Origin of the sequence: Klebsiella sp. C283, assembly GCF_048822555.1 — a bacterium.
GTDB lineage: Bacteria > Pseudomonadota > Gammaproteobacteria > Enterobacterales > Enterobacteriaceae > Klebsiella > Klebsiella quasipneumoniae.
Genome location: NZ_JBMEZS010000006.1, coordinates 58,442 through 71,656, shown reverse-complemented (window position 1 = coordinate 71,656; position 13,215 = coordinate 58,442). Strand labels below are relative to the sequence as shown.

The following is a 13,215-nucleotide window of genomic DNA, read 5'->3' as shown; positions in this document are numbered from 1 at the left end:
CGCCGTTAGTTAACCAGGATCGAAGATTTATGAGTCAAACGCCTTTACTGAGCATCGTGGCTGCCGTCTACAACGGTGAGAAATTTCTTGCGCAATTCTTTGAGTGCATTGAACAGCAGCAGCTGGACAGCTATGAACTGATCCTGGTGAACGATGGGTCGACGGACAACAGCCTGGCGGTGATCGCCGAATGGCGGGATCGGCTGCAGAACGTCCAGGTGCTGGAGCAGGAAAACCAGGGCGTCTCGGTCGCGCGCAATACCGGCCTGGCGGTTGCCAGCGGCAAGTACCTCGCGTTTCCGGACATCGACGATAAACTCTATCCGGGCATGTATCGCACGCTGCTGGAGATGGCGGAGAAAGCACATCTCGATGTCGCCACTTGCAACGGCACCTACGTGTACGAAAAGCGCCGCGAGAGCCACCCGATCTTTCCGCTGGATCGCTTGCCCTCGACCGGCGTGCTGCCGGGCCATGTCTGGCTCAAGCAGGCCCTGGACTCGCGGAAATTTCTGCACGTCACCTGGCTCAATATCTATCGCCACGATTTTATCCGCCAGCATCACTTCCATTTCGAACCCGGCCTGCGCCATCAGGATATCCCGTGGACCACAGAGGCGCTGCTGGCCGCGGAGCGCGTGCAGTACACCAGTCAGCAATTCTATGATTACTACATCCACTCTGAGTCGGTGTCGCATAAGCCGGACAACGACGACACGCTGATGCGTTCGGCGCGCCATTACATGAAAATTCTGGAGATGCTGGAGGCGATCAACCAGCGTTACCCGGACAAAGTGCGCCATATCGCCGCCTGTCGCTGGCAGATCGCCAAAGAAGGCCTGGGGATCATCCACACCTTCGACAGTATGAAAGATGAGTCGAAAAAGCATGTTATCATTAAAGAATTCTTCGACCGCGGTATCTGGCGGTTAATCTGGAAAAACGCCTGTACTTTCCGTTTACGCTGGCGCCTGGGACGCCGTTATCTGCGTATTAAGCGTTATCGCCACGCGGGATAGACCAAAAACCCGCTGTTTCCGCCAAAGAGATAGCTTTACGCGGGCTAAATGCTTAGAATTTGCCCGCCAAAACAGAGAACGGATAAATAGTTTGGAATTGCTTTATACCACCCTACTTTACCTTATTCAGCCGCTGGTGTGGCTGCGGCTGCTGCTGCGCAGTCGTAAGGCTCCTGCCTACCGTAAACGCTGGGCGGAACGCTATGGCTTCTGTCAGAACAAGGTAGAGCCGGATGGCATTCTGCTGCACTCCGTTTCCGTCGGCGAGACCTTAGCCGCCATCCCGCTGGTTCGCGCCCTGCGCCACCGCTACCCTTCTCTGCCGATCACCGTCACCACCATGACGCCGACCGGCTCCGAGCGCGCCATGTCGGCCTTCGGCAAAGATGTCCATCACGTCTATCTGCCCTACGATCTGCCCGGCGCCATGAACCGCTTCCTGGACACCGTTCAGCCGAAGCTGGTGATCGTCATGGAGACCGAACTGTGGCCGAATATGGTAGCCGCGCTGCATAAGCGTAAGATCCCGCTGGTGATTGCCAACGCCCGCCTGTCCGAACGTTCCGCCAAAGGCTATGCCAAGCTGGGCGGCTTTATGCGCCGCCTGTTGAGCCGTATTACGCTTATCGCCGCGCAGAATGAAGAAGATGGCAACCGCTTCCTCGCGCTGGGACTGAAGCGCAACCAGCTGGCGGTCACCGGCAGCCTGAAATTCGATATCTCCGTCACGCCAGAGCTGGCGGCCCGCGCGGTGACGCTGCGCCGGCAATGGGCGCCGCACCGCAAAGTCTGGATTGCCACCAGCACCCACGATGGCGAAGAGCAAATTATCCTCCAGGCGCATAAAAAGCTGCTGGAGACCTTTCCGAACCTGCTGCTGATCCTTGTTCCTCGCCATCCGGAGCGCTTCCCTGACGCCCGCGACATGGTGCAAAAAGCCGGAATGAGCTTCACTCTGCGCAGCACCGGCGAGATCCCCTCCTCCAGTACCCAGGTGGTCATTGGCGATACCATGGGCGAACTGATGCTGCTCTACGGCATTGCCGACCTCGCTTTCGTCGGCGGCAGCCTGGTGGAGCGCGGCGGCCATAACCCGCTCGAGCCGGCGGCACACGCCATTCCGGTGCTGATGGGGCCGCATACCTTCAATTTCAAAGATATCTGCGCCAAGCTGCAGCAGGACGATGGCCTGATCACCGTCACCGACGCTAACTCGCTGGTCAAAGAGGTTTCCACGCTGCTGACCGATGAAGACTACCGCCTGTGGTATGGCCGTCACGCGGTGGAAGTGCTGCACCAGAACCAGGGCGCGCTGTCGCGTCTGCTACAGTTACTGCAACCTTACCTGCCGCAGCGGAGTCATTAATGTCGAACCGGCTTTCCGTGGTGATGATCGCCAAAAACGCAGCGGACCTGCTGCCGGATTGTCTGGACTCCGTTAGCTGGGCGGATGAAATTATCGTCCTCGACTCCGGCAGTACCGACGGCACCGTCGAGCTGGCTCGCCGCCTCGGGGCGCAGGTCTATACCCATACCGACTGGCGAGGCTATGGCATTCAGCGCCAGCGCGCGCAGGACTATGCCACCGGCGACTGGGTGTTGATGATCGATACCGATGAGCGCGTCACGCCGGAACTCAGGCAGGCTATTCTTACGGTACTGGCAGCCCCGCAGCGCGGCGCCATCTACAGCATCGCCCGCCGTAACTATTTTCTCGGACGCTTTATGCGCCACAGCGGTTGGTACCCCGATCGCGTCCTGCGCCTGTACGAACGCGCCCGTTACCGCTATAACGATAATCTGGTCCATGAATCGCTGGATAGCCTGGGCGCCGAGGTCATTCCGTTGACCGGCGATCTCCTGCATCTGACGTGCCGCGACTTCGCTGGCTTTCAGCAAAAACAGCTGGCGTATGCCGCCGCATGGGCGCTAGAACGCCACCAGAAGGGCAAGAAGACCTCGATGGCGGGGATATTCAGCCACACGCTGGGCGCGTTCCTGAAAACGCTGCTGCTGCGCGGTGGGGTGCTGGACGGTAAGCAGGGCTGGTTACTGGCGATGGTCAACGCGCAGTATACGTTTACGAAATATACCGAGCTGTGGGCGCTGAGCCACGGCTACTCGGAGAAAGAGTCATCATGAGCACAAAAGCGATCTATCCGGGTACCTTCGATCCCATCACCAATGGCCATATCGATATCGTCACCCGCGCGGCGAGTATGTTCGATAAAGTGGTGCTGGCTATCGCCGCCAGCCCGAGTAAAAAGCCGATGTTCAGCCTTGATGAACGTATTGCGCTGGCGGAGCAGGCGACGGCCCACCTGGTGAATGTTCAGGTGGTCGGCTTCAGCGACCTGATGGCCAGCTTCGCGCGCGCGCAGCAGGCCAATATCCTGATCCGCGGCCTGCGGGCGGTGGCGGATTTCGAATATGAGATGCAGCTGGCCCATATGAACCGCCATTTGATGCCCACCCTTGAGAGCGTGTTCCTGATGCCGTGCAAAGAGTGGTCGTTTATCTCCTCTTCGCTGGTCAAAGAAGTCGCGCGCCACCAGGGCGATGTCTCTCACTTCCTGCCAGCCAACGTCCACCAGGCGCTGTTGAATAAGCTGAAGTAACGCATCTGCTGGGCATGAGCCAGGCTGGCGCTGCGCTTACCTGGCCTACAAACGTCCCCGTCCCACCAGATGCGCACCCGCAGGTCCGCTGACCTGGCCGACAATCATTCCTGTTCCGGTGACTATTTCTGACACTGGCGGCAATAAAAGGTCGCCCGCTGGGCATGTTTGGTCCCGACAACCGGCGTGCCGCAGATCCGGCAGGGTTCGCCCTTGCGGCCATAGACCTGTAGCTCCTGGGCAAAATAGCCGGGCTTGCCATCGCTTTGCAGGAAGTCCTTCAGCGTGGTGCCGCCCTGCTCTATCGAACGCAGCAGGACCAGCTTAATCACCTTCACCAGCTGCTCGCACTCGTCCCGCGACAGTGAGGACGCCAGCCTGTCAGGGTGGATCCCGGCGGAGAACAGAGATTCACTGGCGTAGATATTGCCGACGCCCACCACCAGCTTGTTATCCATCAGCCAGGGTTTGATCGCGGTTTTCTTCTTCGCGCATTTCTGCTGAAGATAATCGGCGTTGAAGGCGTCGCTCAGCGGCTCCGGCCCCAGATGCGCCAGCACCGGGTGGCCTTCCAGCTCTTTGGTCCACAGCCAGGCGCCAAAGCGGCGCGGATCGGTATAGCGCAGGACTTTACCGTTACTCATAACCAGATCAACGTGATCGTGTTTTTCCGCAGGCAGCTCTTCGCTCAGGATGCGCAGGCTTCCCGACATCCCGAGATGGACGATGATCCAGCCGTTCGGGAGTACCAGAAGCAGGTATTTGGCGCGACGACGCACGCTGAGCACCGGAACGTCGCTCAGGCGATAAATCTCTTCAGAAACCGGCCAGCGCAGCCGTCCGTTGCGCACGACGGCGTGCAGAATGGTTGCGCCAACCAGGTGCGGCTCAATGCCGCGGCGGCTGGTTTCAACCTCTGGTAATTCAGGCATGATTTTCCTCCATTAACCCGACGTATTGTGCTTCACGGACAGGTGGCTGAAAAGGGAGTGTGTGAAAGCAATATGGGGGAGTTTTAAAAACAAAAAACCCCGCCGGAGCGGGGTTTTTATACAAGGAGGCTAAAATTATTTGATTTTAGCTTCTTTGTAGATAACGTGCTGACGTACAACCGGATCGTACTTTTTCAGTTCCATTTTTTCCGGTTTGGTACGTTTGTTCTTCGTGGTGGTGTAGAAGTGACCAGTACCAGCGGAAGAAACCAGCTTGATTTTCTCACGAATACCTTTAGCCATGATTTATTTCCTCTAAGTACTTAGTACTTTTCGCCACGGGCACGCAGTTCAGCCAGAACTGTATCGATGCCTTTCTTATCGATTACACGCATACCTTTAGCAGATACGCGCAGGGTGACAAAACGCTTCTCGCTCTCAACCCAGAAACGGTGAGAGTGCAGGTTCGGCAGGAAACGGCGTTTAGTCGCGTTCAGTGCGTGGGAACGGTTGTTACCGGTCACCGGACGCTTGCCAGTAACTTGGCAGACTCGGGACATGTCTATTCTCCAAAAATCAAATTAGCTCGAGCTTCGTATGGGGTATTGGCGCCTCGTCAGGCTTTACAGCCTGGTCATCGCAGTTCAATGTGAACTCTCGACTGCCAGGCCCAAATGCCAAACCCGAGATTCTCAAAGGTGGCGTAGTATACGCTGACTCGGCGATGTGCTCAAGTCCCGAACAGACAAAGATCCCGAAGGATCGCCAGTTCGGGGCTAAATCCAGCCACGTTCGGCAAAAGATACATACGCACCGCGGCCGATAACCAGATGGTCAAGCACACGTATCTCCATGAATCGACAACACTTTACCACCCTTTCGGTAATCAGCCTGTCAGCCTGACTCGGCTCCGGACTACCGGAGGGATGATTATGCGCAAGGATCACGGCGGCGGCGTTCACTTTGATGGCTTCGCGTACAATTTCTCGCGGATGCACCTCAACGTGGCTAAGAGTACCAGAAAAAAGGCGGCTATGTTTCAACACGCGGTTCTGATTATCTAAAAAGATCACCATAAAGATCTCGCGCTCCTCTTCCGTCAGCTGGCTTTGCAAAAATTCCCGCGTCATCGAGGGGGTGACCAGCGCGGCCTCCTCAACCAGCTGCGAGCTAAAATAGCGCCGCGCCAGCTCGGCAATCCCCTTCAGTTGCGCATATTTCGCCAGCCCCAGCCCGTCAACGGCAACCAGTTGCGCTTTATCAGCGGAAAGCAGAGCGTAGAGCGAACCAAAACGCTGCAATAACGCCTGGGCGTAGCTCAGCACATCCTGACGGCGTGTGCCAATGCGCAGAAACAGCGCCAGTAGCTCAACATCCGTCAGCGCCTCGATGCCGAATTGCAGCATCTTCTCCCGTGGCATCAGATTTTCCGTTCCGTCCATGCGCCCTCCTGCGTGAATCAGCCTATCCTGGCACAGCCTGACGACGCTGCCGACCCGCCGCTTTTCACCCTGCGTAGCCGCTCGCAAAGTGAATGCCCGTCAGAGGCACGACGGCGGCAGGATTGTGATAAGATGCGCGGATTCTGGTCTACGGCAACAGGAATACATCATGATGACTCTGGCGGGTAAAAAAATCGTCCTGGGCGTCAGCGGCGGTATCGCGGCGTATAAAACCCCGGAACTGGTACGGCGACTACGTGAACGCGGCGCGGAAGTGCGTGTCGCAATGACGGAGGCGGCAAAAGCGTTCATCACCCCACTCAGCCTGCAGGCGGTATCCGGCTATCCGGTTTCCGACAGCCTGCTCGATCCGGCGGCGGAAGCGGCCATGGGCCATATTGAGCTCGGAAAATGGGCCGACCTGGTGATCCTCGCCCCGGCGACCGCCGATTTGATCGCCCGCGTGGCGGCAGGCATGGCCAATGATTTGGTGTCGACGATCTGTCTCGCCACCCCTTCCCCGGTTGCCGTCTTGCCCGCCATGAACCAGCAGATGTATCGCGCGCAGGCCACCCAGCATAATCTGCAGACGCTCGCTTCCCGCGGCCTGCTGCTGTGGGGACCGGGCAGCGGTAGCCAGGCCTGCGGCGACGTCGGCCCGGGGCGAATGCTCGATCCGTTAACCATCGTGGAGATGGCCGCACAGCATTTCGCCTCCCCTGTCAAAGATTTGCAACATCTCAACCTCATGATTACCGCGGGCCCGACCCGTGAGCCGTTGGATCCGGTGCGTTACATCTCAAACCACAGCTCCGGTAAGATGGGCTTCGCGATTGCCGCCGCCGCCGCACAGCGCGGCGCGAACGTGACCCTGGTCAGCGGACCGGTATCGCTACCGACACCGCCCTTTGTGCAGCGCATTGATGTCACTACCGCGCTGGAAATGGAAGCGGCCGTCCAGGCCAGCGCTCAGCAGCAGCACATTTTTATTGGCTGCGCCGCGGTGGCGGATTACCGAGCCGCCGCCATCGCCGAAGATAAAATAAAAAAACAAGGTGATGAATTAACAATAAAAATGGTTAAAAACCCGGATATCGTCGCCGGGGTTGCAGCGCTAAAATCGCATCGCCCCTACGTCGTTGGGTTTGCCGCCGAAACGAATAATGTGGAAGAATATGCGCGGCAAAAACGTGCCCGCAAAAACCTCGACCTGATTTGCGCCAACGATGTTTCCCAGCCTAATCAGGGATTTAACAGCGATAGCAACGCATTACACCTTTTCTGGCAGGATGGGGAAAAGCGCTTACCACTTGAGCGCAAGGAACTCCTGGGCCAATTATTACTCGACGAGATCGTGACCCGTTATGATGAAAAAAATCGACGTTAAGATTCTGGACCCGCGTGTCGGCCAGCAATTTCCGCTGCCGACCTATGCCACCTCCGGCTCCGCCGGACTTGACCTGCGAGCCTGTCTCGACGACGCCGTAGAGCTGGCGCCGGGCGCAACCACGCTGTTGCCGACCGGCCTTGCGATTCATATCGCCGATCCCTCTCTGGCGGCGGTGATCCTGCCGCGCTCGGGCCTGGGTCATAAGCACGGCGTGGTGCTCGGCAACCTGGTGGGCCTTATCGACTCCGATTACCAGGGGCAGCTGATGGTGTCCGTCTGGAACCGCGGTCAGCAGAGCTTTATTATCGAGCCGGGCGAACGTATCGCGCAGATGGTCTTTGTGCCGGTCGTGCAGGCGGAATTTAACCTGGTGGAATCTTTCGATGCCACCGACCGCGGCGAAGGCGGCTTCGGTCACTCAGGGCGTAAATAAGCCCAGCAACACGGAATCTGCATCCCAACGCGCATAATGCAATAACATCACCGCAAACTCTGGTTTGCGGTCGCGTTGTGGATGTCTGCCTGACAAGTGCTTATTTTCAGGGGTATTTTAAAACATGGCAGAAAAGCAAACTGCGAAACGGAATCGTCGCGAAGAAATACTTCAATCTCTGGCGCTAATGCTGGAATCCAGCGATGGTAGCCAACGTATTACCACCGCGAAACTGGCGGCTTCCGTCGGCGTTTCTGAAGCCGCGCTGTATCGCCATTTTCCCAGCAAAACCCGCATGTTTGACAGCCTGATCGAGTTCATTGAAGACAGTCTGATTACGCGCATCAATTTGATTCTGAAAGATGAGAAGGACACATCCGCGCGCCTGCGCCTGATTGTTCTGTTGATTCTTGGGTTTGGCGAGCGTAATCCTGGGCTGACGCGCATCCTCACCGGACACGCGCTGATGTTCGAACAGGATCGGCTGCAGGGCCGTATCAACCAGCTTTTTGAACGCATCGAAGTGCAGCTGCGTCAGGTGATGCGCGAGAAAAAAATGCGCGAAGGCGAAGGCTATACTCTCGACGAAACGCTGCTGGCCAGCCAGCTGCTCGCCTTCTGCGAGGGCATGCTGTCGCGCTTTGTGCGCAGCGAGTTCAAATACCGTCCGACGGATGATTTCGACGCCCGCTGGCCGCTGGTCGCCGCACAGCTGCAGTAGTTTTTTTGCATTGCCCGGTAGCGCTCTGCTTACCGGGCTTTTTCGTTACACGCCGTAGGCTTCGCGATAAGCGCGAACTGCCGCCAGGTGTTCCGCCATCTCCGGTTTCTCTTCCAGGTAAGCGATCAGCTCTTTCAGGGTGACGATCGAGATAACCTGGCAGCCGTAATCCCGCTCCACTTCCTGAATGGCGGAGATTTCGCCGCGGCCGCGCTCCTGACGATCCAGGGAGATCAGCACACCCGCCAGCTGCGCGCCGTTGGCCTGGATGATCTCCATGGATTCGCGAATCGCCGTACCGGCGGTGATCACATCATCCACCAGCATGACCCGCCCCTGCAGTGGGCTACCGACCAGATTGCCGCCTTCGCCGTGAGTCTTTGCCTCTTTACGGTTAAAGCAGTAAGGCAGGTCGCGGTCATGGTGTTCGGCTAACGCCACCGCGGTGGTGGTGGCAATCGGGATCCCTTTGTAGGCCGGGCCAAACAGCAGGTCGAACTCAATCCCGGAATCCACCAGCGCCTCGGCATAAAAACGGCCCAGCAGAGCCAGATCGCGCCCGGTGTTAAACAGGCCGGCGTTAAAGAAATAGGGGCTCTTACGCCCGGATTTCAGCGTGAACTCGCCAAACTTAAGAACCTGCTTGCTAAGCGCAAACTCAATAAACTGGCGCTGATACGGCTTCATGGATTCGCTCCTCATCTTACTTTTTTACGGTCAAAAAAAAGGCGACTTCTCAGTCGCCTTAAAAACTAATCTGCTAACGCCGCCTTCTGCGTCGTAATAATGGATTCGATCCCCCCTCGGGCTAACGCCAGGAGAGTGAGGAGCTCTTCATGGGTGAACGGCTCGCCTTCTGCCGTACCCTGCACCTCGATGATGCGACCATCTTCGGTCATCACCACGTTCATATCGGTTTCCGCGGCAGAGTCTTCGATGTACTCCAGATCGCAGATGGCTTCGCCATTAACGATCCCAACAGAGACCGCCGCCACCATCCCTTTCATCGGGTTAGTTTTCAGCTTGCCGGCCGCCACCAGCTTATTCAGCGCGTCGGCCAGCGCCACGCAGGCACCGGTAATAGACGCGGTGCGGGTGCCGCCGTCGGCCTGCAGCACATCGCAGTCGAGGGTGATGGTAAACTCGCCCAGCGCTTTCAGATCAACCGCCGCGCGCAGCGCACGGGCGATCAGGCGCTGAATTTCCATCGTCCGGCCGCCCTGTTTGCCTTTTGCCGCTTCACGCGCGTTACGCGTGTGCGTTGAACGCGGCAGCATGCCATATTCAGCGGTGATCCACCCCTGTCCCTGTCCTTTCAGGAAACGCGGTACGCCTTCGTCAATGGAGGCGGTGCACAGCACTTTGGTATCACCGAATTCAACCAGCACAGAGCCTTCAGCGTGTTTTGTATAATTACGGGTCAGGGTAACGGGGCGCACCTGGTTGGCGCTACGACCTGCTGGACGCATGATAGAAATCTCCGGCTTGAAACGAATGTGGCTGCGCATTATACGGATTAAAGGCGCTTATTCCTATCCTGATAAGGTCTCGAAAGCTATAATCCTCCCCACTCTCCTTTAAAAACAGGAACGTCTATGATCCGCAGTATGACCGCCTATGCCCGCCGTGAAATCAAGGGTGACTGGGGTAGCGCCGCATGGGAGCTGCGCTCGGTAAACCAGCGCTATCTGGAAACGTACTTCCGCCTGCCGGAGCAGTTCCGTAGCCTGGAGCCCGTGGTACGCGAGCGCATTCGCGCCCGCCTGACTCGCGGTAAAGTCGAGTGCACCCTGCGTTTTGAACAAGACCCCAGCGCTCAGGGCGAACTGATTCTCAACGAAAAGCTGGCTAAACAGCTGGTTAATGCCGCCAACTGGGTAAAAATGCAGAGCGATGAAGGGGAAATCAATCCGGTTGATATCCTGCGCTGGCCGGGCGTGATGGCCGCCAAAGAACAGGATCTTGACGCCATCGCCGCCGACATTCTGGCAGCCCTTGACGGCGCGCTGGATGACTTCATCGTCGCTCGCGAAACGGAAGGCCAGGCGCTGAAAGCGCTTATCGAGCAGCGTCTTGAAGGCGTGAGCGGCGAAGTGACGAAAGTTCGCGCCCATATGCCGGAAATTCTCCAGTGGCAGCGCGAGCGTCTGGTCGCCAAGCTGGAAGATGCGGAAGTGCAGCTGGAGAATAACCGTCTCGAGCAAGAGCTGGTGCTGATGGCGCAGCGTATCGACGTTGCCGAAGAGCTGGACCGCCTCGAAGCCCACGTAAAAGAGACCTACAACATTCTGAAAAAGAAAGAGGCTGTGGGTCGCCGTCTCGACTTTATGATGCAGGAGTTCAACCGTGAGTCGAACACCCTGGCGTCAAAATCGATCAATGCCGAGGTCACTAACTCTGCGATTGAGCTGAAAGTGCTGATCGAGCAAATGCGCGAGCAGATCCAGAATATCGAGTAATCTCAGATACCTTTCTGAAGGCCGGTTTACCGGCCTTTTTTCATTCATTTCAAAAGCAATGTCTTTTATCCAGTACCCGGCAGGTCAAAAACGCCCCTGCCGCGCACAGCAGCGTCGGGGCCAGATAGCTGTGATCCATGTGGGTGAACTCCATCACCAGCACCACCGCCGTCAGCGGCATCTGCATGGAGGCGGCGAGAAAAGCGGCTGCCCCCACCAGGGCGAAACTGCTTTCATCTCCGCCAGGGAACCCTGATTGCCAGAGCGCGCAGAGCAGCAGGCTGGCCAGCCCGCCCACCGCCAGCCCCGGGGTTAACAACCCGCCTTCCGCGCCGCCGCGCAACACCGCCAGGATCACCACCAGCTTCAGCCCTAACAGGATCGCGACCATGGAGTGAGGCAGCCCGTCGCTGAGCGCCTGCTGCATCGGCCCCTTGCCATTGCCCGGTAGCGCAGGGAACCAGAGGCTAAGGACGGCCAGAAGCGAAAACGCCAGCAGACAGAACACCGGCATCTGCCAGTTACTTCGCACGCGTGAACGCGCTGCGCTGGTCGCTTTGCGAAAGAGCCAGGCGCCGGCGCCAAGAATCGGGCCCGCCAGAATCGCCCACCAGAGAAAGGTGTGCGGAAGCGCGCTGGAAACAAAATGGTATTGCGATTCATCCCCTAACCCGAGGGTGGCCGTCCAGGCGGCAATCGCCGAGGTCATTATCGCCGCCAGCGTTTTTTCCCAGCTAAACGACAGCAGCATGACCTCGAGGGTGAACAACGCCCCTGCCAGCGGGACGTTATACACCGCCGCCAGGCCCGCGCCCGCCCCACAGGCAATCAGCGTACGGGTTTCATCCTCCAGCAGGCGCAGCTTACGCGCCACCATCCCCGCTCCCAGCGCGCCCATTTCCCGAGGAGCCACTTCGCGGCCAAGCGGGGACCCCAGCGCTACGGTGACGATCTGCAGCAGAGCGTGGATCGTCGTGGTGCCCGCGGGCATGGGGACGGAAGGGTTAGCCACCGCCGCGGCAATGGAAACCCGCTTCTGCCCATAGCGACCAAGCAGCCACCAGCCAAATCCGGCGACGATGCCGCCGGCCACGATTGCCGCGATGCGACGTGGCCAGGGCGACGCCGTGACGCCCTGTAAAAATGATACCGAACCGACGATATGCGCTGGGCTGTAGCCAAAAGCCAGGTGCTGAATGGCATGTAAAATCAGCGCCAGCGCCATACCGGACAGACCGGCCAGAATCCCGGTTAATACTACGGCCATCAGGCGAGTCAGAGAATGTTTGTTCCCGGCGGCGACACGCATTTTCTCATCTCCTCGAGAAAGAAAATAAAAGGATAAAGGTCGGGACTTAAACATTAGGTATTCTTAGCGTTTTCAATATAGATAACCGATCGGGAATAAGACATTACTTTTTCTAATCTGTAAAAATTCAAAAAATAATACTTAACCGCCAAATAAAGCCAATTTAAGCCATGTTGCCATTACTTTTTCCTGGCCTAACGACTTCACTTTAGAAAATATCAATCGTGATCCTGCGCACAAATCGTTAACCTGCCGGCCACTGTCTGGGGGATCTATGCTGCTTCATGTTCTGTATTTAATCGGTATCACTGCGGAAGCCATGACCGGAGCGCTGGCTGCCGGTCGTCGGCGGATGGATACGTTTGGCGTCATTATTATCGCCACCGCGACCGCGCTGGGCGGGGGTTCTGTTCGCGATATCCTGCTGGGACACTATCCTCTCGGCTGGGTGAAGCATCCGGAATACGTCATTATCGTCGCCGTCGCCGCCGTCCTTACCACAATTGCCGCCCCGGTAATGCCGCACCTTCGCCGGCTTTTCCTGGTGCTGGATGCGCTGGGGCTGATCGTGTTTTCCATCATCGGCGCGCAGATCGCCCTGGATATGGGCGAAGGCCCGGTTATCGCCTCTATAGCTGCGGTCATCACCGGCGTTTTCGGCGGCGTACTGCGCGATATGTTCTGCAAGCGCATTCCGCTGGTCTTCCAGAAAGAGCTGTATGCCGGGATCTCGTTTGCCGCAGCGGTACTCTATATAGCGCTGCAACACTACGTCAGCAGCCACGATGTGGTGGTCCTGGCCACGCTGCTGTTCGGCTTTACCGCCCGCATGCTGGCGCTGCGCTGGAAGCTCGGGCTACCGGTCTTCCACTACACCCACGACGCCCACTAA

16 protein-coding genes are annotated in these 13,215 nt (G+C 57.7%); 9 read left to right on the top strand and 7 right to left on the bottom strand.

The features are described 5' to 3' along the window. Positions 1-29: 29 nt before the first annotated feature. The 4 genes from ACOI7Z_RS13130 (at position 30) to coaD (ending at position 3,637) form a co-directional block, all read left to right on the top strand. Positions 30-1,019, top strand: a complete 990-nt coding sequence (locus ACOI7Z_RS13130; protein ID WP_023291365.1) for a glycosyltransferase — start codon at positions 30-32, stop codon at positions 1,017-1,019. A 91-nt stretch (positions 1,020-1,110) separates the two neighbouring features. Further along, on the top strand, positions 1,111-2,385 hold the full coding sequence (waaA, locus tag ACOI7Z_RS13125) for a lipid IV(A) 3-deoxy-D-manno-octulosonic acid transferase (protein ID WP_004205065.1): 1,275 nt from the start codon (positions 1,111-1,113) through the stop codon (positions 2,383-2,385). Continuing rightward, positions 2,385-3,161, top strand: coding sequence for a glycosyltransferase family 2 protein (locus ACOI7Z_RS13120; protein ID WP_032454366.1), 777 nt, complete (start codon positions 2,385-2,387; stop codon positions 3,159-3,161). Before waaA ends, ACOI7Z_RS13120 begins: the two co-directional genes overlap by 1 nt. Further along, on the top strand, positions 3,158-3,637 hold the full coding sequence (gene coaD, locus ACOI7Z_RS13115; RefSeq protein WP_004205067.1) for a pantetheine-phosphate adenylyltransferase: 480 nt from the start codon (positions 3,158-3,160) through the stop codon (positions 3,635-3,637). The genes ACOI7Z_RS13120 and coaD overlap by 4 nt, the downstream gene beginning before the upstream one ends. Positions 3,638-3,759: 122 nt before the next feature. On the opposite strand, the gene mutM is transcribed toward coaD, so the two are convergent. The 4 genes from mutM to radC all read right to left on the bottom strand — a co-directional run bounded on the left by mutM (position 3,760) and on the right by radC (position 6,011). Beyond that, positions 3,760-4,569 carry a bifunctional DNA-formamidopyrimidine glycosylase/DNA-(apurinic or apyrimidinic site) lyase gene (gene mutM, locus ACOI7Z_RS13110; protein WP_087848698.1) on the bottom strand — a complete coding sequence of 270 codons (810 nt, stop codon included), beginning with the start codon at positions 4,567-4,569 and terminating at the stop codon, positions 3,760-3,762. Between the two features lie 135 nt (positions 4,570-4,704). Next, positions 4,705-4,872 carry a 50S ribosomal protein L33 gene (gene rpmG / locus ACOI7Z_RS13105; protein ID WP_002922510.1) on the bottom strand — a complete coding sequence of 56 codons (168 nt, stop codon included), beginning with the start codon at positions 4,870-4,872 and terminating at the stop codon, positions 4,705-4,707. 20 nt (positions 4,873-4,892) lie between these two features. Beyond that, complete coding sequence (gene rpmB, locus ACOI7Z_RS13100) at positions 4,893-5,129, bottom strand: 50S ribosomal protein L28 (protein ID WP_000091955.1); 237 nt, start codon at positions 5,127-5,129, stop codon at positions 4,893-4,895. 216 nt (positions 5,130-5,345) lie between these two features. Then, positions 5,346-6,011, bottom strand: a complete 666-nt coding sequence (gene radC, locus ACOI7Z_RS13095) for a RadC family protein (RefSeq protein ID WP_017900054.1) — start codon at positions 6,009-6,011, stop codon at positions 5,346-5,348. Between the two features lie 172 nt (positions 6,012-6,183). Between radC and coaBC the strand changes: the two genes are divergently transcribed. The 3 genes from coaBC to slmA all read left to right on the top strand — a co-directional run bounded on the left by coaBC (position 6,184) and on the right by slmA (position 8,555). Further along, complete coding sequence (gene coaBC / locus ACOI7Z_RS13090; RefSeq protein WP_087848711.1) at positions 6,184-7,398, top strand: bifunctional phosphopantothenoylcysteine decarboxylase/phosphopantothenate--cysteine ligase CoaBC; 1,215 nt, start codon at positions 6,184-6,186, stop codon at positions 7,396-7,398. Then, the gene (gene dut / locus ACOI7Z_RS13085; RefSeq protein WP_004145270.1) at positions 7,376-7,834 is read left to right on the top strand and encodes a dUTP diphosphatase; all 459 of its coding nucleotides are present in this window, start codon (positions 7,376-7,378) and stop codon (positions 7,832-7,834) included. The genes coaBC and dut overlap by 23 nt, the downstream gene beginning before the upstream one ends. 124 nt (positions 7,835-7,958) lie before the next feature. Continuing rightward, a complete protein-coding gene (gene slmA, locus ACOI7Z_RS13080; protein ID WP_004205072.1) occupies positions 7,959-8,555 on the top strand; it encodes a nucleoid occlusion factor SlmA in 597 nt (198 codons plus the stop codon). 45 nt (positions 8,556-8,600) lie between these two features. Here the strand turns inward: slmA and pyrE are convergent, their stop codons facing one another. Both pyrE and rph read right to left on the bottom strand, forming a co-directional pair. Next, entirely contained in the window at positions 8,601-9,242 is a 642-nt protein-coding gene (pyrE, locus tag ACOI7Z_RS13075; protein WP_004205073.1) for an orotate phosphoribosyltransferase, read from the bottom strand. A gap of 65 nt (positions 9,243-9,307) precedes the next feature. Next, entirely contained in the window at positions 9,308-10,024 is a 717-nt protein-coding gene (gene rph, locus ACOI7Z_RS13070) for a ribonuclease PH (protein WP_023319338.1), read from the bottom strand. Between the two features lie 126 nt (positions 10,025-10,150). Between rph and ACOI7Z_RS13065 the strand changes: the two genes are divergently transcribed. Beyond that, positions 10,151-11,014 carry a YicC/YloC family endoribonuclease gene (locus tag ACOI7Z_RS13065; protein ID WP_008806823.1) on the top strand — a complete coding sequence of 288 codons (864 nt, stop codon included), beginning with the start codon at positions 10,151-10,153 and terminating at the stop codon, positions 11,012-11,014. Between the two features lie 49 nt (positions 11,015-11,063). Here the strand turns inward: ACOI7Z_RS13065 and ACOI7Z_RS13060 are convergent, their stop codons facing one another. Next, the gene (locus ACOI7Z_RS13060) at positions 11,064-12,323 is read right to left on the bottom strand and encodes a chloride channel protein (RefSeq protein ID WP_087848699.1); all 1,260 of its coding nucleotides are present in this window, start codon (positions 12,321-12,323) and stop codon (positions 11,064-11,066) included. Positions 12,324-12,597: 274 nt separating this feature from the next. Here ACOI7Z_RS13060 and ACOI7Z_RS13055 point away from each other — a divergent pair, with 274 nt between their 5' ends. Then, on the top strand, positions 12,598-13,215 hold the full coding sequence (locus tag ACOI7Z_RS13055; protein WP_002922654.1) for a trimeric intracellular cation channel family protein: 618 nt from the start codon (positions 12,598-12,600) through the stop codon (positions 13,213-13,215).